17 protein-coding genes are annotated in these 18,387 nt (G+C 64.7%); 5 read left to right on the forward strand and 12 right to left on the reverse strand.

Going from position 1 to position 18,387, the window contains the following annotated elements; genetic code table 11:
- Positions 1 to 194 precede the first annotated feature (194 nt).
- Positions 195 to 1,148 (reverse strand): alpha/beta hydrolase, encoded by a 954-nt coding sequence (locus IRZ12_RS07270; protein WP_296466405.1) that lies wholly within the window; start codon positions 1,146 to 1,148, stop codon positions 195 to 197.
- Between the two features lie 140 nt (positions 1,149 to 1,288).
- Here IRZ12_RS07270 and IRZ12_RS07275 point away from each other — a divergent pair, with 140 nt between their 5' ends.
- Entirely contained in the window at positions 1,289 to 2,146 is an 858-nt protein-coding gene (locus tag IRZ12_RS07275) for an AraC family transcriptional regulator (RefSeq protein WP_296466408.1), read from the forward strand.
- Here IRZ12_RS07275 and IRZ12_RS07280 read toward each other — a convergent pair.
- The 3 genes from IRZ12_RS07280 to IRZ12_RS07290 are packed head-to-tail and all read right to left on the reverse strand — an operon-like array spanning position 2,143 to position 5,768.
- Positions 2,143 to 4,269: a molybdopterin cofactor-binding domain-containing protein gene (locus IRZ12_RS07280; RefSeq protein WP_296466415.1), complete on the reverse strand. Its 2,127-nt coding sequence runs from the start codon at positions 4,267 to 4,269 to the stop codon at positions 2,143 to 2,145. The two genes, IRZ12_RS07275 and IRZ12_RS07280, sit on opposite strands and share 4 nt — an antisense overlap.
- A complete protein-coding gene (locus tag IRZ12_RS07285) occupies positions 4,266 to 4,742 on the reverse strand; it encodes a (2Fe-2S)-binding protein (RefSeq protein ID WP_296466420.1) in 477 nt (158 codons plus the stop codon). Before IRZ12_RS07285 ends, IRZ12_RS07280 begins: the two co-directional genes overlap by 4 nt.
- Before the next feature lie 30 nt (positions 4,743 to 4,772).
- Positions 4,773 to 5,768: a tripartite tricarboxylate transporter substrate binding protein gene (locus IRZ12_RS07290; protein ID WP_296466424.1), complete on the reverse strand. Its 996-nt coding sequence runs from the start codon at positions 5,766 to 5,768 to the stop codon at positions 4,773 to 4,775.
- Between the two features lie 317 nt (positions 5,769 to 6,085).
- Here IRZ12_RS07290 and IRZ12_RS07295 point away from each other — a divergent pair, with 317 nt between their 5' ends.
- Complete coding sequence (locus IRZ12_RS07295) at positions 6,086 to 6,997, forward strand: LysR family transcriptional regulator (RefSeq protein ID WP_296466427.1); 912 nt, start codon at positions 6,086 to 6,088, stop codon at positions 6,995 to 6,997.
- Between the two features lie 36 nt (positions 6,998 to 7,033).
- Here the strand turns inward: IRZ12_RS07295 and IRZ12_RS07300 are convergent, their stop codons facing one another.
- The 3 genes from IRZ12_RS07300 to IRZ12_RS07310 form a co-directional block, all read right to left on the reverse strand.
- Positions 7,034 to 7,420, reverse strand: a complete 387-nt coding sequence (locus IRZ12_RS07300) for a DUF3471 domain-containing protein (RefSeq protein WP_296466430.1) — start codon at positions 7,418 to 7,420, stop codon at positions 7,034 to 7,036.
- 257 nt (positions 7,421 to 7,677) lie between these two features.
- Positions 7,678 to 8,061, reverse strand: a complete 384-nt coding sequence (locus tag IRZ12_RS07305; RefSeq protein ID WP_296466432.1) for a hypothetical protein — start codon at positions 8,059 to 8,061, stop codon at positions 7,678 to 7,680.
- An 808-nt stretch (positions 8,062 to 8,869) separates the two neighbouring features.
- Positions 8,870 to 9,667 (reverse strand): aspartate/glutamate racemase family protein, encoded by a 798-nt coding sequence (locus IRZ12_RS07310; RefSeq protein ID WP_296466435.1) that lies wholly within the window; start codon positions 9,665 to 9,667, stop codon positions 8,870 to 8,872.
- 354 nt (positions 9,668 to 10,021) lie between these two features.
- On the opposite strand from IRZ12_RS07310, the gene IRZ12_RS07315 reads away from it, so the two are divergent.
- Positions 10,022 to 11,251, forward strand: coding sequence for a GGDEF domain-containing protein (locus IRZ12_RS07315; protein WP_296466436.1), 1,230 nt, complete (start codon positions 10,022 to 10,024; stop codon positions 11,249 to 11,251).
- Between the two features lie 10 nt (positions 11,252 to 11,261).
- Here the strand turns inward: IRZ12_RS07315 and IRZ12_RS07320 are convergent, their stop codons facing one another.
- The 3 genes from IRZ12_RS07320 to IRZ12_RS07330 all read right to left on the reverse strand — a co-directional run bounded on the left by IRZ12_RS07320 (position 11,262) and on the right by IRZ12_RS07330 (position 15,282).
- The gene (locus IRZ12_RS07320) at positions 11,262 to 12,731 is read right to left on the reverse strand and encodes a GTPase domain-containing protein (protein WP_296466438.1); all 1,470 of its coding nucleotides are present in this window, start codon (positions 12,729 to 12,731) and stop codon (positions 11,262 to 11,264) included.
- Positions 12,724 to 13,935, reverse strand: a complete 1,212-nt coding sequence (locus IRZ12_RS07325) for a DUF2868 domain-containing protein (RefSeq protein ID WP_296466443.1) — start codon at positions 13,933 to 13,935, stop codon at positions 12,724 to 12,726. Before IRZ12_RS07325 ends, IRZ12_RS07320 begins: the two co-directional genes overlap by 8 nt.
- Positions 13,936 to 14,229: 294 nt before the next feature.
- A complete protein-coding gene (locus IRZ12_RS07330; protein ID WP_296466449.1) occupies positions 14,230 to 15,282 on the reverse strand; it encodes a phosphate/phosphite/phosphonate ABC transporter substrate-binding protein in 1,053 nt (350 codons plus the stop codon).
- A gap of 142 nt (positions 15,283 to 15,424) precedes the next feature.
- On the opposite strand from IRZ12_RS07330, the gene IRZ12_RS07335 reads away from it, so the two are divergent.
- Positions 15,425 to 16,204, forward strand: a complete 780-nt coding sequence (locus IRZ12_RS07335) for a GntR family transcriptional regulator (RefSeq protein WP_296466452.1) — start codon at positions 15,425 to 15,427, stop codon at positions 16,202 to 16,204.
- Here IRZ12_RS07335 and IRZ12_RS07340 read toward each other — a convergent pair.
- A complete protein-coding gene (locus IRZ12_RS07340) occupies positions 16,188 to 17,012 on the reverse strand; it encodes a PfkB family carbohydrate kinase (protein WP_296466455.1) in 825 nt (274 codons plus the stop codon). The genes IRZ12_RS07335 and IRZ12_RS07340 overlap by 17 nt on opposite strands.
- Before the next feature lie 218 nt (positions 17,013 to 17,230).
- Between IRZ12_RS07340 and IRZ12_RS07345 the strand changes: the two genes are divergently transcribed.
- Positions 17,231 to 17,374 carry a hypothetical protein gene (locus IRZ12_RS07345; RefSeq protein WP_296466457.1) on the forward strand — a complete coding sequence of 48 codons (144 nt, stop codon included), beginning with the start codon at positions 17,231 to 17,233 and terminating at the stop codon, positions 17,372 to 17,374.
- 36 nt (positions 17,375 to 17,410) lie between these two features.
- Here the strand turns inward: IRZ12_RS07345 and IRZ12_RS07350 are convergent, their stop codons facing one another.
- Positions 17,411 to 18,313, reverse strand: a complete 903-nt coding sequence (locus IRZ12_RS07350) for a LysR family transcriptional regulator (RefSeq protein WP_296466460.1) — start codon at positions 18,311 to 18,313, stop codon at positions 17,411 to 17,413.
- Positions 18,314 to 18,387 lie beyond the last annotated feature (74 nt).

An 18,387-nucleotide genomic window follows, 5' to 3' on the forward strand; every position in this document is an offset into this window, starting at 1 on the left:
GTCTACGGGCTTCCCGCCTCGGGGCCCGGGCCTGGGAAGCAAGGCCCCAATCCCCGTGCCGGACAGCTGGAGTGTCCGGGGGATTAAGGGCTGAGCTGCCTGCGGGCTGAGCACAACTCTCAACCCACTCCTTTTCCTCCGCCCCGAATCATTCGGGGCGAGGGCGTCGCCCGCCGCCCTCGCGTAGCGTTCGCTCAGTTCCTGAGGAAATCCAGCAGGTCTTGGTTGAATCGCTCCTTGTGGGTGTCTGTCAGGCCGTGGGGCGCGCCGGGGTAGACGATCAGTTTCGCGCCTTTGATCTGCGCGGCCGACGCTTTTCCAGATATGTCGAAGGGCACGATCTGGTCGTCGTCGCCGTGGATCACCAACGTGGGCACGTCGATTTTCTTCAGGTCTTCGCGGAAATCCGTGGCGGAGAAGGCCGCGATGGAGTCGTAGGTGTTCTTGTGGCCGGCCTGCATGCCTTGCGCCCACCAGCTTTGGACCAGGCCTTGCGAAACCTTGGCGCCGGGCCGGTTGAAGCCGTAGAACGGCCCGGACGCGAGGTCCAGGTAAAGCTGTGAGCGATTCTCTAGCGAGGCCTTGCGCAGGCCGTCGAAAACTTCCAGCGGCACGCCATTCGGATTGTCGGCCGTGCGCAGCATCAACGGCGGTACGGCGCTGACCAGTACGGCTTTCTTGATCCGGCTGGTGCCGTGGCGGCCAATGTAGCGTGCCACCTCTCCGCCGCCCGTGGAAAACCCGACTGCGGTGACGTCTTTCAGGTTAAGCGCGGTGATCACGGCGGCAAGGTCATCGGCGTAGTGGTCCATGTCGTTGCCGTTCCAAGGCTGGCTGGAGCGCCCATGGCCACGCCGGTCATGGGCGATCACCCGAAAGCCGTGGTCGGCCAGGAAGATCATCTGCGACTCCCAGCTGTCCGAACTGAGCGGCCATCCGTGGCTGAAAGTCACGACTGGGCCATTCTTCGGACCCCAGTCTTTGTAGTACAGGCGCGTGCCGTCTGCCGTGACGACGTAATTGCCCTCAACTGTGGCGCGCGCGGCGATTTGCGCGGGAGTGGCAGGCTCGGCGGCGTGCGCGAGCGTGCCGGTTTGCAGGAAAGTCGCCAGCAGGCCGGCGGCAATGGCGCGGGTAGTCGTGTTCATGTCAGTAGCTCCTAGTACGTAGAGGAGAAGGGTTTGCGATTGGGAGCTGCGTGATAGCGGTCCCGGTGAGACGCATTTTGCGCAACTCGCCAAGACTTTTGGTTTAATGAAGTACAGAAAACTTGATCAGGAGTACTGGCGTGGCGGACCGGCTTGCAGCATTGATGGCGCATTTCCCCGTCAGCGCGCAGGTGTTCAATACCGGCGCGCTATGCGGCCTCAACACGGTGGAAGACGATGGCGCGCGCGGACAGTTGCACCTGGTGCGGAGTGGCTCGGTGGAGGTGCGCTACCGTTCGGAGTCGCTGCATGTGAATCACCCGAGCCTGCTGCTGTTTCCCCGCCCCCTCAGGCATCAATTCATCACCGACCCAACGCGCGGTGCGGACATGGTCTGCGCAAACCTCTCTTTCGAAGGAGGTGCCGGTAATCCGGTCGCGTCCGCATTGCCGGACGTGATCTGCCTGCGGCTGGACGAGATTGAAGGTGCTGAACCGGTCCTGGCGTTGTTGTTCGAGGAAGCCTTTCAAGACCGGTGCGGCCGCGTTGCGCTGATCGAGCGCCTGTTCGAGGTGGTCATGATCCAAGTACTGCGCCGGCTAATGGAGAACGGCGCAGTGCAGGGCGGCCTGTTGTCCGGCCTGTCGCATCCGCGCCTACGCCACGCGCTGGTATCGGTGCACGAGGCGCCTGCGCGGGAGTGGACTTTGGACGAACTGGCGGGTGCCGCCGGCATGTCCCGGAGCGCATTCGCCACGGCTTTCCGCGAGACAGTCGGCGTTACGCCAGGGAAGTATTTGCAAGCTTGGCGCGTAAGCCTGGCGCAGAAGGCGTTACGCCGGGGCCGTCCCTTGAAGATCATTGCCGCCGAGGTGGGATACGGCAGCGAAGCCGCGCTATCTCGTGCGTTCAAGGCGCATTCGGGGATGTCACCCCGGGAATGGAGCGCTGCGCGCGCCGACGAAGTGCACGGAGGAGTTGGAACAGGGGCAGCTTAGCCCTCGCCCAACAAGGTCTCCATGATGGTTTCCCGGTTGATCGGAAGGCGGCGGATTCGTTGGCCCAGAGCGCGCGCCACGGCATTGGCCACGGCTGCCACCGTGGGCCCGACCGAGGCTTCGCCGACCCCTACGGCAGGATCGTACGGCGATCCTGTCCAGGAGATCTGTACGGGCGGGATGTCGGAAAAACGCAGGATCGGATAGTCCCTCCAGCTGCGGGCGCTGACGGCGCCGTCTTCGAAAGGGAGCTTCTCCCGGCTAAAGCTCAGCGCCTGGATGATGCCTCCCTCGATCTGGTTCTCCGCGCCATCAGGGTTCACGGTCAAGCCGGCATCTGCGGCGCACCAGATCTGGTCCACGCGGACGTCTTCTTCCACGGTGACTTCGGCCACGATGGCGACGTAGGCGGCGATGTTCTTGTAGCGGGCGAATCCGAGGCCCTTGGCGGAGCCGGTGCCGATCTCGGTGGGTCGTCCGAACCAGTCGCTCATGCGGCAGACTTCCTCGATCACCTTGCGGGCACGGTCATCGGCAAGCAGGTCGAGGCGGTAGCGGGCGGGATCCACGCCTGCGTGTTCGGCCAGCTCATCGATGAAGGATTCGATGGCGAACACGTTGGCCCAGGTGCCCAGTCCGCGCAGGGACGAGGTGCGTACGGTGGTAAGCGGAATCATGTGATGTGTCAGCTGGAAATGTCCGAGCTGGTACATCGGCACCGAGTTGCGCGTGGCGCCGCCGCCGCGCTCATGGGGGAGGTCGTCGATCGGTTTGAGCGGTGGCGCGCCTTCGATCGCCGATGCCCCGAGTAGGTTGCTGTTTCCGTTCAGGCCGGGACGCTGGACGTGGGGCGGGCTCCAGATTTCGGTGCGCCAGTTGAGCGGCCGGTTCTGTTTGTCCAGGTCGGCGCTCAATCGCATCACCATCGCCGGGCTGATGGGGGCCGAGCTGAACTCATCTTCCCGGTTCCACAGCACACGGATCGTCTTGCCGGGCCGCCGCATGGCGATGAAGGCGGCGTCGAACGCGGCGTCGTCCGCGGTATTGTGACCGTATGCGCCAGCGCCCTGGGCGTGGATGACGGTCACCTGCTCCGGCGACAGGTCCAGGGTAATCGCCAGCCACTCGCGCAGTACCGCAGGCCCCTGCGTGTGGGACCAGACGGTCAGTTTTCCGTCGGCGAACACGGCATAGGCGCACGAGGGGCCTATCGAGCCATACGTGAGGCAGGGACGGCTGTATTCTGCACTGATCGTGTGGGCCACGTTATCCGGGTCTGGCTTGCCCGTGGCGTGGACGCGTCGGATGGCTTCCTGGGACTTGAGCCACGCGATCGAGCCGAAGTCTGAGGGCAGGGACTCTCCTCCCTCCCACGTCACGGCGGTCTCGGCACGCTTGCTTGCGTGATAGACGGCGGACTCCGAGGTGCCCAGGATGGCGAGGAAGTCCTTGTCCCGCAGCAGTTCGATGGGTTGGCCGGCCGCGCGAGCGAGCGCGCGTTCATCGATGGATACGATGTGGCGCCCCCTGCGCTGTTGGCGGACGACACGCGCATGCAGCATGTCGGGAAAGTGCAGGTCGTGGATGAAGCCGCTGCCACTGAGCTTGGCCGGAAGGTCCAGGCGGGGCATCTTGTGGCCTACCCAGCGAAAGGTTTCCGGCTCTTTCGGGCGGGCCTCCCCGCTGTAAGCCCGGTCCAGCGACACCTCGTCACGCAGGGACCAGTAGCTGAGTCCGGTGGGGTGGCCGCCACGAACAATGGTCCCGTCCGAGATCGAAAGGTCTGCCTCCGGGCATCCCAGTCGTGCGGCGGCAGCCTGGATGAACAGGCGACGCACGTCGGCACAGGCCAGGCGCAGCGAAGCGCCTCCGACCGAAACCGAGTAGCTGCCTGCGGTGAAGCCTTCGTCCGGGCAGCTGTCGGTCTGGCCCGCGACCAGGTCGATCTGGTCGGGATGCAGGTCCAGCTCTTCGGCCGCAATCTGTCGCAGCGCGGTAAGGATGCCTTGGCCGATCTCGACCTTGCCCGACCGCACGGTGGCGCGGCCCGGGTGCGAAAAATCGACCCATTGATTCAGCCGCGGATTGTCGACCAGGCTCTTGGGTAGCGATGGTGTCATCATGTGGACTTGCGCATGATCGCAGCGGCTTTCTCGACTGCCCGGATGACGCGGTTGTGCACGCCACAGCGGCATAGATGGGGGTCGAGCGCCTCGATGATGGCGCTGCGATCAGGGGCGGGGCATCGTTTCAACAACGCAACCGAGCTCATGATGAGGCCCGACGTGCAGTAGCCGCACTGGGCCGCTTGCTCCTCGATGAACGCGGTTTGAACCGGATGGGGTGAGCCATCCTGGGCAAGCCCTTCGATCGTCTGGACAGCCTTCCCCGCCAGCGTGCCGATCTCGCGCGAGCAGGCGTACACGGGTTGGTCGTCAACGAGGACCATGCACGCGCCGCACTGCTCTTCGCCGCAGCCAAAGCGTGCCCCCTTTAGCTGGAATTCGTTGCGCAGCACGAACAGCAGCGGCGTGCTGGGATCCGCCATGGTCGTGACGGGCTTGCCGTTAAGCTCGAATTCGATCGTTGGTTTCATGCTTGTCGACCCCGGGCGGCTACGCGGGGCCTAGGGTTTCGCCTGTGCGCCCGCAGCCTGGACCAGGGGCCACCATTTGTCGATTTCCGCCTGGTGGAATCGGGCGAGGTATTCGGGGGTGCGCTCCTGCGCCGAGCCCACTTCATAGCCTTGGCCCTCCAGCTGCTTGCGGATTGCCGGATCTTCCAGGGCCTTGCTGACGGCGGCATTGAGCGTCTTGATCACTGGTGCCGGGGTATCCTTGGGCGCCCAGATAGCCTGCCACGGCGCGATATGGAGACCGGGAACACCGGCCTCGTCTATCGTCGGGACCTCAGGTGCCGAGGTCATGCGCTTGTCTGACAGTACCGCCAGGATCTTGGCATGGCCAGACCGCATGAAGGGAAGGGCGAGGATGGGATCGAGGATCGCGAAATCGACGACGCCGCTGACCAGGTCTTTCGCGACGGGCGCGTTGCCGGCGTAAGGAATGAGCTCGAACTCGGTTTGCGTCTTGTTTTTCAGCAGGATGCCGCCGAGGTGGGAGGGCGACCCCGAGCCCGCGGTGCCCATGCTCGCCTTGCCCGGGTTGTTCCGCAGCCACTGGAGCAGGCCTTGCATGTTGTCCACGGGGAGGTTGGCGCGCGTGGCGATGACCCATGGGGTGCTGGATATGAAGGAGACGGGGCTGAAATCCTTGACCACGTCATAGGGGACTTTCATCGTCGCCGGGCTAATGACGTGCGTTGCCAAGGACGAATAGATCAAGGTATACCCATCCGGCGCGGCGCGCGCGACACGGCCCACGCCAATCACGCCCGAGGCGCCGGCGACATTCTCGACGATCACGGATTGGCCCAGCGGCACACGCATTCCTTGGGCAACGAGGCGGCCTACGGTGTCCATCGTGCCGCCCGGCGGCGTTGGGACAACCAAGGTGACAGGTCGGTTGGGGTAGTTCTGCGCCCAGGTGTGCGCGGCGGGGAGAGAAGACAGCGCCAAAAGTACAAAGCCGCAGAGATGGGCAAGGGAGGGTCGTCCGAGCACGGTTGTCTCCAAGATTCTTAGAATTCTTGATTTAAATGTGCGGCCGGCAGCGGCGATGCTGAGCATTCGCACGGTGCGGCGACTCTTTACGGGCCACCCGGGGGATGGTGGTACCGAACCTCTAATTCTAGCGGAGCATAAAATGACGCCGGCGGCGATTTTTCGGTATCGCGATGACCACACGGAATCAATCTGGGCCGCCGCAGTGACAGCCTGACGGCCTATTTCCCGACGTGGGGCGGCGTAGGGAGGCCCCTCCGGCAGGCACCTCAACCGTTTTTCCTAAAACGACGCTTTCCACCGCCATGCATCCCAAGATGACGCTACAACAACTCCGCGATCTCATGGCCGTGGTCGAACATGGCGGTTTTCGCGCCGCCGCCCGGGCGCTGCATGTGTCGCAAGGCGGGCTGACGAAAAGCCTGGCCCGGTTCGAAAAGGAGCATGGGGTGTCGCTGATCGAGCGGCATGCCAAGGGCGTCATCCTGACCCCACAGGGAGAGGAATTCGTCCGCTACGCACGATCTGTTTTGTTCGAAGCCAACCGGACAGAGGAATGGCTGCGGCGGGTCCGTGAGCCGCGAGCCCCATGCGTCCGGCTCGGAGTGTCCATCGAGCCGACGCTGAAATTCGTCCCCGCCGTGCTCGCCGATTTTCGGCGAGTCCAGCCGGACGTGACGCTGAAACTCAAACAGAGCGTGGCAACCGAGCTGGTCGCGGGCGTACGGGACAATCGACTGGAGTTCGCGGTGACGAGGATTCCACTGCACTTCGACGCTTCGGACATGCACGTCGACGTGCTGATCGAAACCGAGTCGGTGGTGGTGGGGCGGAGCAATCACCCGCTGGCGAGCGCCACCGAGCTGAGCGAGCTCGTGAACTGCGACTGGGTGATCTTGGGAGAGCAGGACTTGCCCGGCGCGCACGACGAAACCATCTGGGAACTGTTCCAGGAACAATCCCTGGGTGCTCCTCGCATCGCCGCCGTGACCGATTCGCTTTTCGGCGTGCTTTCCATGCTCATCGAGTCGGACTGCCTGGCACGATTGCCGCGCAGCGTGGTACGGCATCCGTTGGCGCAGGGCCTGTTGACGGCGCTGCCGTTGAAGCGGCCCGTGCGCCGCTATTCCATCGCGCTCGTCCACAAGGCGAGCCAGCAGCTCACGCCGGAAGCCCGGACGCTGGCGGCCATGCTGGCTTCATTCGCGCGGTTGACCCGCTCGACCTGACGGGGCCGGTTGCGCCTGGACGGGCGGGACCCACGCCTAGCCGTCTAGTTCGACCCGAGCGAATCGGCCTTTGGCCAGGTCCTCTCCGTAGTATTCAACCTGCATCTCCCCGGCTCCGAACTCTACCGCGGAAACCGACCCCGGCGGTCCATTTTCCCCGAGGGGCTCGAACACGAACAGGTCTCCGCTCCAGTGGCGGAGCGGGTGCCGTACGTGGGCCGGCCCCAGGATGAGCTCCAACTCGCCCGTGCCTTCGTTGCGTTGCACCGTCGCCTCGCCGTAGTACGCGTTGGCGTAGCGGCCCGTGTAGTTTTCCAGGGGCTGCGGCGGCGCCCGGGACGCCGGTGCGTGCCATCCATTGCGGTACCAGCGTGTCCAGGTATTCGGCAGCCAAGCGCACCCGGGATTCGGTCGAGGCGCCATCGCCGCCGCATGCGCCCAAGAGGGCGGATGCACAGGCGGCGATGCATAGGCGCAGGGATGCTGCGGGGGTGCGGGCGCCCATGGCCGCGGTTGCATGCGAGGGTTCGGGGTCGCTCATTGCGGTAGCCGCGGCAGCCGGAAGCTCGGCGCCGACTTGAGGTAGCCAGACAAGCAGCTAGCTTGCCATGGAATGGGACGCCTTCCCCAATTTCCGGACGCATCATCGAAAATCGGGACAGTATCCCGAAAGATGCGGGTCAGCGGAACCACCTCCCCGTGAGCAGGCGTACGCCGATTGAGATCCACCGTTCGTCCCGCGTCCCGCCGTGGCCGTACGTGGCGTCGAGCTGGATGCGGTTGGCAACCAGCCAATAGCGAAAGCCCACATGGAAATATGGTCGGTCCGCGCCTTGGCCGAAGGTTTCCGCGATCATCCAAGTGGTCTCGGTGACGCGGAACTCGGTGCCTAGCGACCAGGTCGCGCGGTTGCGCCGCGTCTCACCTTCCCGGATCCAGCCGAGGTTGGCATGGACGGCCGCGGCATCGTCGCGAAAGGAAAAACTGATCGGTACATAGGCGTACCAGTCCCGCGGGCTGCCGTCTGCCCTGCGATGGCGGCCAATGCCTGCGACCAAACCCATGCCCCAGCCGTTGACATCCACCGGCTTGATATTGGTTCTTCACCTGGGCGACGAGGTCGGTGCTGAGAATCGAGTGATTCTCGCGCGTGCGGCCGCCGCCCAGCGTCACTTCCAGGTTACCGGTGATGTTGCAGGCAGGCATGAGCCAAGTTTCGCGGTTATCGCGGTTGAGTTGGACCCAACCTTCGAACTGGCACGTCTTGGGTTCGATGAGGCCTGCATCGTCAGTAATCATCGGTCGGGTGGCATGGACCTCGAAGGCGAAGAGTCCAATAGCGACGGCCCAGAGCGCGGACGCCCTGAGGCCGATGCGCGTGCTGCGCGGAATGAGACGAGACTGCATTGGCGCCCCCCGAGCTGCCGTTTACCCCGCGCCGGCCGAGGCGGAGGGCGTGTCGTTATGGTGATGCCGCGCGGCTCCCGCTAGGTGGCATCGGCTTCCAAGAGCCGATGGCCGAGCCGCGACCCGGTCCTCCGGAGACTCCCTTTCGTCCAAGCATTCGTGCACACGGTTGAGCTTGAGGAAAGCCGCGCGCCGTTCATGGCGTGGGCGAACAGGGTCCCCTGCCGGTGATCCTTGTGGAGGTGCGACGGCCGGAGGTCTCGGGGATACGGTGCGGGCGGAATCTTAGGGGTTGTGCGGACTTTTTTCCACTAGGACGAGTGGTGTGCGGATGCACGTGGGTGCGGAGCTGATGGATTAAAGCGTGACGCGAAGGAAGTGCTGCCGAGTTATTAACTCAGCTTAGGAGCACACGCGACGGATGATGTGGGTTGAGCCGATCGCAAAGGGCAGAAATGATGTCCGCTACAGAAAATCGCGGTAGAACCTGAAGACTTCCTCGATCCGCTCCGCAGCGGGAGGGTTCCGGAAAATCCCGCGCCGGCTGCCGCTTATGCCCTGCCGTTGCAGGCCGACCAGCATCTCGGCGTGTTTGACCCAGCAGCTCAGCGAGTCCAGGATGGGGGCGCCATCCACGCTGGTGACGCCATTCGTTAGCAGTAACACGCAAAGCGGGACTTCGCCGGGGATGATCACGTCTGCGCCGCGTTCGATTTCGCGGCGCGCCGCCGCCAGGAAGCGTTCGATCAGGGGTGCCGGGTCGCCGTAGGCCCGCAGGACGTCATGAAAGCGGAATCCCACGTCGGAGATGCCGCACAATCTCTCCTGCAGCCCGTAGCGACGCACGTTGTCGGCGACCAGCTCACCGAGTTCCTGGACGAACACCAAGAACGAGAATTTCGCGCCGAGCAGGCAAGCCGTCAGCATCGCCGATTCCCCGTAGCCGACCACGGGTATGGTGAGCAGCGAGCGCAATTCACGCAGTGCGGTATCCGGCAAGGTGCTGATGGCGAAGGCATCATAGCCTTCGCGCTGGGCCTCTAGGCCGGCTTGGATGACTTGCAATCCGTGCAGGGCCTGCAAGCCGTAGTGACGGATGTCGGTGCCGGGGTACTCCGATTGGTACGTCCCCGGCCGCATGCCATGAAGGACGATTTCCGTGCCGGGCGAGGCTACGCGTTGCAAGTGCTCTGCCAGTGCGTCTTTGTAGGGACCAAGATCGTCGAGGACCGTGAGGCTCTGATGCCAAATGCGCAAGCTCATGGGGGGCTCCGTTCGAGGCGCTCGTGTTATCCGGTGCGGCCGCTAAGCTCGCGTCATGGTAAGGGAAGCCTTGAGAAGACGGAAGGACTGCGCACTCCATGGAACCCATGGGGGTTGCGTTTAATGTTTTGTAAATTCTACGGAACAGGAGCCGATGGGTCGCAGAAAATGCTCTATCTTCGGCGAAAATGCTATATGATCAGCCGGCCTTCGACGCTGCACCGGACATGCCGAGCCCTCGGCTGTGTTTCGCGTCTCTCGCCGGCCCCCGGCTGGCGTTCAAACTCGGATCGGACGGTGCCCTGACGACTTTTTAGCCGATCCCTCATCGGGACTCGCGGGTGAACCTGGCGCATGGTGGATCCGATCAGCATCATCCTGGTGACAATTTTTTCCGCGGTCATGAGTTTGGCCGTGCTGGGGTCGCTGCTGCGCACGGGAATCCCCGGCGTACGACGGTGGTTCGCCGCGAGCATCCTCGCCGTGTTGGCGTTGGTCCTGTACGCCTTGCAGGGCCATGCCCCCCCTTGGTTGACGGTCGTTGGCGCCAACGTGGCGCTTTCGGGCGCCGGCATGGTCATCCTGCAGGGGTGCCGCCAGTTTTTTGGCGGTGCGCCTTCATCCTCGAAGCCTGAATATGTGGCGTGGCTGGTGCTGTGCGCGGGGCTGCTTTATTGGACCTACGTCGAGCCGGACATCGCCACGCGCATCGTGCTGGTTTCTGCGTTCCACGCATACGTTTACGGCATGATCGGGTGGGTAGTGTTCCGGGCCCGGCCGCGAGCCCGCCGGCAGTATGCCTATCGGTTCGTGTCCATCGGCGCTTTTCTCGGCGCGGCGGGACACGTGGGGCGGGGGTTGATTTATGGCGCCGGCGTGGCCCCGGAGGCCGATTTGCTGCAGGCGACCCTCGTCATCATGCAGTCGACGCTGGTCAGCGTGGTTTTTCTCGCATGGGCGATTCTCACGCTGCCGTGGCTGTCGATCGGAATGGTGTTGTTGGCGCACGACCGGCTGGCAGAGAGGCTGGAGCGGCTCGCCAGCCTCGATGAGCTGACCGGCCTGCTCATCAGGCGGGCCTTCATGGCGCAGGCGGAAGCGGCCGTGAAAACGGCGGCCCGTACAGGACGTCCATTGGCGTTGGCGCTGGTCGATCTCGACCATTTCAAGCGCATCAATGACCAGTACGGCCACGCCCGGGGCGACGAGGTCCTCGCCCGTTTCGCCAAGACAGTGACGGCCAACCTGCGCGCGGGCGACGTGTTCGGCCGCTTGGGCGGAGAGGAGTTCGCCTTGCTTTGCCCCGATACGTCGGCCTCCGATGCCTTGATCCTGCTCAATCGCTTGCGCACTCTGGTCGCGCAGGCCGGAAACACTGAGGAGCAGGGAGGGCTTGTGGTGACGTTCAGCGCCGGCGTCGACCAGTACCGGGCAGGTGACTCGCTGCCGCACCTGATGGGCCGGGCGGACGCGGCCTTGTACCGGGCCAAGGCGTTGGGCCGCGACCGCATCGTGATCGCTTCCTCCCGGGAACCGGCCTCGCCGGAGCCCGCGCCCGGGCTTGCCGGCGGCCAAGCTGCCTAGCGCGAGCGGCTCAGCGGGCCGATGACGGCAGGGGCGCCCCCGGATAGAGTTTCCGCAAGACTTGCAGGCAGGCGTCCTCTAGCACGCCGGCAAGCTCGGCCTCGGCTTCGCCTGGTTCTTCCGCTTCGCGCGCGCGGTCCAGGATGCGTAGCAGTGAGCCGCTTCGCACATGGACCACGGCTTCCACTTCTTCCCGCCAGAAAGCCGGGGCTTCGCCTTGCACGTAATTGCCGCGTCCGCGACCGAAGTGGATGACGGCGAGATATCGCAAGAGGTCCGCGGTCGCCAGCGCGATGAGGAAATCGTTCGTCAGCCGCGCCTTGGCCCGGTCTTGGCCCTTGACCTTGTTGATGCCCCAGGCCGCTCCCGCGAACGTGGCGGCCCCCACGACGGCGCCGACCAGCATGCCGCCGCCCAGCGTCAATCCTCCGGCGAGAAGGTCCGCGGACGCACCGGTGGCGGCGCCGGAGGCGATGGCGCCGAGCAGGCCCGCCTGTTTCACATTGACCGGTTCGGTGAAGGCGAAGTTTTCGCGCAGCCGCTGGTTGAGTTGCTCGGCGGCACTGCCCTGCAGCCTGTGCAGCGAGAGCAGCTTGGCCGTCGTTTCACTGCCCATGCGCGTCAGGCGCGCCGTGAGCGCCTGCATGGCTTCCTCGCGCGCGGCGTCCGATACCGCGCGGCCCAGGCCCAACGTGCCGAGCGCATTCTGGATGCGAGAGCCCTCTTTCACGGGTTCGGCATCGCGCGCCGCTGCGATGATTTGCCGGGCAAGCAGCGCCATCGAGGCACGGAAACGGTCCAGGTTGCGTTTTTCCCAGGCCGCGACAAGGCGCGCATAGCCGGGTTGGCTTTCGGCGGGAAGACATGTCCGCACGGCGTCGAACAGCGCCCGTTCGTGCACCCAGCTGCGTGCGAAGGCGTCGAGCGGCACGACTTCGCGCACGATGCCGTAGGGCTGGACGTGGCGCGCCCAGCGGGCGATGTCCTCTTGCTCCTGCGCGGCAGGGCGCGGCGCGCCCATCTGGTTGAGCAGCACGACGACGGGCTTGTCCAGCCATTGCAGAATGCGCATTTCCGGGGCCACGTAGCCGGCGTCCTGGGGGTCTTCGGATGCGTTGACCAAGTAGAGCACCACGTCGGCGTTGTCCCGGGCTGCTTGCAGGGCACGTTGGCTGAGCCAGAATGCACGGTCGCTGACGCGGTCCCAGACTTCGGTCAGGAACCAACCCAGAGGATTTCCCGCCAGCTCCAGGCGCTTGGCCAGCCGGGCTGAATCGCCGAAGCCGGGCGTATCCCACAGGTAGAGGGTATCGCCCTCCTCGTCCGCGAGCAGCAGGTGGGCGTCCGCTGTCTGCGTCACGTGCGCGGCGTCGCGTACTTCGCCCACGTCTGCGCCTAACAAGGTGCGGGCGAGCGTGGTCTTGCCGACGTTGGTGTGGGAAACGAGGCAGAGCTGGATGCGGACGGGATGATCAGGCATCGGTCGGGGAAAGAAGCAGGTCGACGAAGGTGACCGGCACTTGGTGCAGGTCGCCAAAATCCTGCCACAGGCGCTTGCGCTCTTGGATGCGGCGCGCCGCATCCGGCTGGGCGGCCAGACGGGCGGCATAGGCGGACTGGTCGACGAGCAGCACGACCTTGCCCGGGAGCGCCTGTTTCAGGGAATCGAGGAATGCTCCATGGTTCTCGGCCTCAGGCGTCGCGGCCAGGTTGACGAGGGCTGCGGTGAGCGTGGCCGCTTCGCCTGGGGAGGTTGGCAGTGTGGTGTCATCCGCATCGGAGCCGTACTCCCGGGTGGGCATGATCGAGGCTTGCGCGGTTTCTCCGAGCAGGGAGCGCGCCACGGCCTGCAACGCGTCGCTGCGGCGGGCGTCGACGGCAAAGCTGTATGGGATCACCCGCAAGCGCAATGGCGTCGGGCTCAGCGCGCCCAACAGCTTGCGATAGTAAGGAAGGCCGAGGTCGAGCGGAAAGTTCCGGCGAAGGTGCCGTACCCGCCAGTGTGCGGCCGCCGCCAACAGCAGCCGGGGAATGATCACCACGACCCCGAGCAGCGCGGCGTACAGGTGCACCCAGCGTGCGCCGGCCGGGGTACCTCCGTCCGTCCCGAACCGCAGGGCCGCGATCTCGTCCGGCGAGAACCCGGGTAACTGGAGCAACCATGCTGCGGGGGCGAACAACACGCGCAGAATCGCATGTACCTGCCCGGCATCGAGAAAGGTGCTTTCCCACCCGACCCGGTATTCGACGATGAGGCCGCGCACGTAGAGCGACGATGCGACGCCCATGCCGAACAGCGCTGCGGACAAGTGAAGTGCCCGCCGGATGCGGGCGAGGTCGAGCGGCGCGGCCAGGCGCCGCCAGTCGGCGGAGAAACGGACAAGTGCCGTAGCCATCGCCGGCGGATGCCGTTGCCTGCGCATCCAGATTTCGGATAGCCGGGAGGCAGCCGACGGTAGGCGGCGCAGCCCACGCAGAGGCAGGAGCGCGGAGGCGAAAAGGAGTACGTACATCAACACGTTCCAACCTATCACCCCCAGTAGGGGGAGTGAGAGCAGGTCCATGCGATGGGGATTGGCGATGCGCTCGGTGAGGGCGCCCGCCAGCAACGCCACCATTGGCACGATCCATCCCGCGAGCCGCATGAGGCGCGGTGGACGCCGCATGGCACCGACGCTAGGCATGCGCTTTTCCAGGGCATCTAGTAGCAGGGCGGCCCGCGCGCCTAGAAAGGAGTCGGCGGCGCTGTGCCCGGTATCGCGGGGCCGTTTCAAGGCGCCCATGTTGCGGGCGCTGAGGCTGGCTTGGCGGAGTTCTTCAGCGCGAAGTAGTTGGTGGTTGTGGTCGGTGGCTTCAATGGCATGGGCCAGAACCACGTCCCTGGCCGCTCGCTCGTCCATCGGCATCCTGGTCGGTTCTTCTGCCAGTAGACTATATAGGAATTGCGAGTCGCCGTTGTGCCAGGCCCGTGGCCCGGCTCAGCGGGCGTGACTGGACGGCATGACGTAGTGCGCCGGCCGTTGCTTCTCGGCCAGGGAGGCCCGCAGGGCCGCATAACCCTCATCGATGCGCATGAGCCTCGTCGTGCGGGCGGATTCGTCGGTCCATCGGCCCTGCAGCGCGCTTTGCCGTTCGAGTCGATAGATCAAGTAGGCGTGCGGAAGTATTGCATCATCGCCTGCGAGCTCGAAGCCCGCCAAGGCATGCCTGCGTCGCAATGCTTCCCTTCCGGCGGGACTGCGCCCCAGGTCGGCAAGGTGCGCCGCCAGGCGCATGCGCAAGCTGTCCGGCAAGCCCTTGCGGACCACCGCCAGCGCCGCAGGAAGCGGTTCGGACTGCCACAGAACCGTAATGCGCGCAGCCTCATTGGGAAACCGTTCCTGGAAGCGTGCCAGTTCCGTGCCCGTCGTGATGCCTACGTCGACCTCGCCGTTGGCGACTGCCAGCATATTGGTCTGCGGGCCGCCCGGGACCTCGGCGGTGAAGAATGCCTCCATGCGTAGACCGCGCGGCAAGAATAGCTGCGACTGGGGAATCAGGTAGCCCGACAGAGAACGGCTTTCTCCGCGCGCCAGCTTCCAGCGTCCAGGCTGCCGCAGCATATGCTCGAGCGTGGCGGGCGCTGCGCCGCGCCGGGCGACGAGCACGGTGCGATGGCGGGAGGAGTCGGCGGGGAGGGCGCGGGCGATGACCGTCATGCCGTGGTGCGCGACGGTATCGACGACCATGCTTCCCGACAGGACGGCCAGGTCGATGCCGCCCTGCCGCAGGGTTTGCATCATGGCATCGTAGGACGTGGGCGCGACGAGCCGCGTTGGCGTGCCTACGGCCGCGGTCAGGCCCTCGGCGAATGGGGTCCAGGCATTGCGGATCTCCAACGGGCTTTCGACGGGCAGGACGCCGATGCGGATCAGGGGCTCGGCGCAGACGCCCATCGCCGTTGCCATCCATGCCATGGCCAACGCGATGCGTGCCGGGAACGCCGGGCGGCGCCAACCCGATAGCCGCGGCAGGAGAAAGAAGACGCTCATTGGGAAGCCTGACTCCCGGGATCAGATTATGGACCTTTTTTTGGCACCTTTTTGACGGTATATTGGATTCTTTTTTTGAGTCCATTGCAAGAAGCGTCACAATATTCTCTCTGAACCTGCCCGACCATTTATGCCCGAGCCCGTGCGTGAGTCCGCTTCCGGCGATCCGGTGTTGGAACTGTTGCTGTCGCGCCTGCGGCTGCACGACGCCGTCACCACCCCGTACTACATTCAATTGCAACGGCAGATTCAGGCCTTGATCGATGCGGGCGAGTTGCGGCCCGGGAGCGGGCTGCCCTCTGAACGCGTGTTGGCGCAGGCGCTCAATATCAGCCGCACGACGGTCAAGCGGTGCTACGACGCGCTGCGTGAGGCGCAGACACTCGCAAGCTCCCAGGGCAGGGGGGGCACGGTGGTCAAGGCCGCGCCGCGGGTCTCGCCGGCGATGCAGCGCCTGCGTGGATTCACGGAAGAAATGCGGGAGCTCGGGCTCGAGCCTTCAACCCGGGTGCTGGAGTGTGCCGTGGTCCAGGACCGTACGGTGGCGTCCATTTTCGGCAGGGTATCGAACGCCGAATTCTTCAAGCTCGTGCGGGTGCGGCTGGCCGACGGCGTGCCGATGTCGCGCGAAGTGGCGTGGTACGACCTGGCAGTGGCACCCGCCTTGGCCGGTTGGGACGGGCAGGGATCCGCCTACGCGTACCTGCACGAGCACTGCGGCATCGAGCTGGCGTGGGCGGACCAGTCGGTCGAGGCGGTGCTCAGCTCAGCGGAAGAGGCCGGCGTCTTCGGCTTTGCCGAGCCGTCCCCGTGCCTGCTGCTCAAGCGCCGTTCGCATTCCGTGGACAACGTGCTCGTCGAGTATGTGGAAGGGACGTTCCGCGGCGACGCCTATGCGTATCGCCTCAGGCTGCAGGTTTGAGCCATGCATCGAGCTCTTCCCTGCGAGGCAGGGAAGAAAGTATGCCTGGTCGGGCAATGGACAGCGCGGCGCAGACATTGCCCATCCTTAGGGCGGCCGTCATGGGTTCACCGCGTCCCAAGGCCAGGCATAGCCCGGCGCTGAATGCATCGCCCGCGCCTATTGTCTTTACCGGCTCGATGGCCACCGGCGGGGCGAGGTGCATCGTGCCGTCCCGGTGGCAGGCAAGGCTACCCTGGGCACCTAGCGTGACGACCAGCACATCGGCGCAGTCTAGGAAGCCGGGTGGCACGGACTGCCATGGGGAAGGGTTGAGGACAGTCGTTGCGCCCCGCGAACGGGCCATTTCCAGCGTGAAGCGTACGGTATGGGGTGGAATTTCCCATTGTGCATACACCAGGGAGGCGGCAGCAATGGCCGGTTCTGCCCCGGCGACCTCGCGGGGGCTGAGGGCTGCGTTGGCACCGCCGTGCACGACGATCTGGTTGTCGCCGGCGGCGTCGATGAATCCCGCGCCGTGGCCTGAGGGCATGGCAAGCCGGTGGACATAGCGCTGATGCAACCCCTCTTGCTGCAGCTGCAGCAGCAGCGAATCGGCCGGCGCGTCGTTTCCCACGGCGAGGATGAGATCGACGGCTGCGCCCAGGCGATGGCAGCCGACCGCGACGCTCAATCCTTTGCCTGCAGGCTCCGACGAAAACGCCGCGGCCTGCAGCGTCTCGCCGCGACGTGGCAGCCGTTCCACGCGCCAGCAGCAGGCCTGCATGAAGCTTCCGAGTACCGCGATGCGAGGGGATGCGTCGCTCATGTCGTGATCCATAGGTAGCGCGCGAACCGGTTTCAAGCGCTCGCCTTCCCGGAGGCCTGGGGCCGTTTCTTGCGACATGGTAATGCGCCTTTCGCGCGCCCTTTCCCATGAAACGGCCACCGACGCTAATTACCGCCTTGCCGGATAGTAACCCTTGGGCGGCTTCAAGACCTGCTTGCTCACCTAGACTGAAGCAACTCAATCTAGGAGGTGCACTCATGACGACATTCTTGGTTTTCGGCGGCGTGCTGGTGGCGATCGTGGGCTTTATCTACCTGCTGGTCAAGGTGTCCATGCTTTTCAACCGCGGCGACAAAGATAGTCACAAACCTGCGGCACAAGCGAGCAACCAGCGGGATTGAAAGAAGCGTCGAGGCGAAGTCATCCACCGCCGAGCATCAGTCCGCGAACACGTCGAAGATGAGCGTGCGCAGCCACTGGTTCGACGGTTCGCGGTGAAACTTGGCGTGCCAGAATAAATTGATGCTGATCCTGGGCAGGGCCACCGGGTGGCTTACCGCCTTGAGGCTGAACGGCTTTAGGCATTCCGCGGCATAGCGTTCCGGGACTGTGGCGATCATGTCGGTCGATTGCAGGATGTGGCCGACCGCCACGAAATGCGGGACCGTGAGCCGGATGTTGCGTTCGATCCCTTTTTTCCTCATGAAGTCATCGACCAGTCCGTGCCCGGTGCCGGCCGACACCGCCACCACGTGGTCGGCCTTGCAGAAGGCCTCTAGTGTCAGCTTGCGGCCGTCGAGCGGATGGCCGCGCCGGAACATGCACACGTATTGCTGGGTGAACAACCGCCGCTGGAAAAAACCGGTCTTGAGCTGCGGCAATAGGCCGATGGCTAGGTCCACGTGCCCCAATTCCATCTCGTCTCGCAAGTTGACGGCCGTATTGCGCACGGTGTTGATCGAGATGCCCGGCGCCAGGCGTGCGGTGCGCTCTATCAGTCGTGGCAGGAAGTAGATTTCGCCGATGTCGGTCATCCCTATGGTGAAGGTACGTTTGCTGGTGGCCGGGTCGAAGGTGCTACGGAAGTTGAGCGTGTCGCGAATGGCACCGAGCGCATCGGCGATGGGCCCGGCCAGCTGGCGCGCATATGGCGTCGGTTCCATGCCGCGCGTGGTGCGTAGGAAAAGGTCGTCCCCCAGCAATTTTCGGAGTCGGTTCAGGGCGTTGCTGACTGCAGGCTGCGTCAGCCCGAGCTTTTCGGCAGCGGCGGAGACCTTGCGCTCCATGAGCAACTGATGGAAGACCACGAGCAGGTTGAGGTCGATGTCTTTCAGTTCCATGGTCCGCACCATTCATGGCAGTGATTATTAATATTCACTGCATTCTATATATAAACAAGCGCTTGCTTCCTATA

Source organism: Pigmentiphaga sp. (genome assembly GCF_019689535.1).
In the GTDB taxonomy this organism is placed as follows: Bacteria; Pseudomonadota; Gammaproteobacteria; order Burkholderiales; family Burkholderiaceae_B; genus Pigmentiphaga.

Excerpts from the sequence above, each read along its gene's own strand:
- IRZ12_RS07270 (WP_296466405.1), bottom strand. The coding sequence starts at position 1,148 with ATGAACACGACTACCCGCGCCATTGCCGCCGGCCTGCTGGCGACTTTC.
- IRZ12_RS07280 (WP_296466415.1), bottom strand. The coding sequence starts at position 4,269 with ATGATGACACCATCGCTACCCAAGAGCCTGGTCGACAATCCGCGGCTG.
- IRZ12_RS07285 (WP_296466420.1), bottom strand. The coding sequence starts at position 4,742 with ATGAAACCAACGATCGAATTCGAGCTTAACGGCAAGCCCGTCACGACC.
- IRZ12_RS07295 (WP_296466427.1), top strand. The coding sequence starts at position 6,086 with ATGACGCTACAACAACTCCGCGATCTCATGGCCGTGGTCGAACATGGC.
- IRZ12_RS07300 (WP_296466430.1), bottom strand. The coding sequence starts at position 7,420 with ATGGCGCCTCGACCGAATCCCGGGTGCGCTTGGCTGCCGAATACCTGG.
- IRZ12_RS07305 (WP_296466432.1), bottom strand. The coding sequence starts at position 8,061 with ATGGGTTTGGTCGCAGGCATTGGCCGCCATCGCAGGGCAGACGGCAGC.
- IRZ12_RS07310 (WP_296466435.1), bottom strand. The coding sequence starts at position 9,667 with ATGAGCTTGCGCATTTGGCATCAGAGCCTCACGGTCCTCGACGATCTT.
- IRZ12_RS07315 (WP_296466436.1), top strand. The coding sequence starts at position 10,022 with ATGGTGGATCCGATCAGCATCATCCTGGTGACAATTTTTTCCGCGGTC.
- IRZ12_RS07320 (WP_296466438.1), bottom strand. The coding sequence starts at position 12,731 with ATGCCTGATCATCCCGTCCGCATCCAGCTCTGCCTCGTTTCCCACACC.
- IRZ12_RS07325 (WP_296466443.1), bottom strand. The coding sequence starts at position 13,935 with ATGCCTAGCGTCGGTGCCATGCGGCGTCCACCGCGCCTCATGCGGCTC.
- IRZ12_RS07330 (WP_296466449.1), bottom strand. The coding sequence starts at position 15,282 with ATGAGCGTCTTCTTTCTCCTGCCGCGGCTATCGGGTTGGCGCCGCCCG.
- IRZ12_RS07340 (WP_296466455.1), bottom strand. The coding sequence starts at position 17,012 with ATGAGCGACGCATCCCCTCGCATCGCGGTACTCGGAAGCTTCATGCAG.
- IRZ12_RS07345 (WP_296466457.1), top strand. The coding sequence starts at position 17,231 with ATGACGACATTCTTGGTTTTCGGCGGCGTGCTGGTGGCGATCGTGGGC.
- IRZ12_RS07350 (WP_296466460.1), bottom strand. The coding sequence starts at position 18,313 with ATGGAACTGAAAGACATCGACCTCAACCTGCTCGTGGTCTTCCATCAG.